At 49.3% G+C, this 925-nt stretch carries 1 protein-coding gene and 1 pseudogene; both read right to left on the bottom strand.

All coding sequences use genetic code 11. The features are described 5' to 3' along the window. Positions 1-587, bottom strand: a pseudogene (locus tag R7E78_RS25065) (hypothetical protein); the annotation flags it as partial. A 107-nt stretch (positions 588-694) separates the two neighbouring features. After that, the coding region (locus R7E78_RS25060) for an outer membrane lipoprotein-sorting protein (protein WP_318058465.1) at positions 695-925 on the bottom strand (231 nt) is incomplete at its 5' end.

Raw genomic sequence — 925 nt, 5'->3', positions numbered from 1 at the left:
ATTTGGTACTCCGTATCGCGCACCAACGCATAACGGCGAATCCCAAACCCACGCTGCTCCGCGGCTTGATCAAGCGCGCTTTGCTCCTGTTGCCCCCAACTCGAGTCCGTTGCAATCGCCGTCCATACACCTGACATGTCGTAATACGAAAGTGAAAATACACCCGCTCCCTCCTCTGCCACCAAGCCGACCGGATTTTGTCGATATGGTTTGAACAAATCTAAAGGTCGATAGCCATAACCTACGCCCCAATCAACGCGCAACTTGCCCGCGCTAACATCCAAAGTGGTATCACCAACTTGCCATTCGCCCTGCCACGCCAGTTCTCGGATAAGAAGTTGATTATCCGCTTCGCCCCACCATTCATGCTCACCTTGCTGATTGAGATACAAACCTTGGCTGTACAAGGTGAATAAGCCACTAATGTTTTGATAATTCACTTGCACATCAAGTAAAGCGTTGAGCGAGTCACGCGCGCTTCCTTGCGCGTCCATAAACGCGCTATCTCGCAGCTTGGCGGTTTCGTAACTTACCGCCCAATCCCATTCAAAACTCCACTCATCACTGGCCGCAACAGGTGCAACCATCCAGAATGAAGCGGCAATGAAGCTAATCGCAGCGCTGTTTACATTGATGATGACGTTAAAGAATCGCACTTTCATAAAACATCCTTGATGGCGTTAATAACCTTAAATTACAGCTCCGATGTATTGGCTTTCGGCAAATAACTCGGGTTGTAGAATTTGTTATCCAACTGCCAAGGGACGATTTCTTGATACTCAATCACCGTCTTTTTGCTCGGTTGAATGCTGTCGAGCAGGGTCATCTCACTGACGTAATCTTTGCCGAGGTCGGTCGCTCGTCCGTATTGCGCTTGCTTGGCAAGCTTGCCTGAACGCAAATAAAGATCCGCTTTGATCGGGAA

The organism is Vibrio sp. YT-19(2023) (assembly GCF_033337395.1).
Note: the sequence above shows the minus strand (reverse complement) of the source record. Positions and strands in the feature narration are given on the sequence as shown.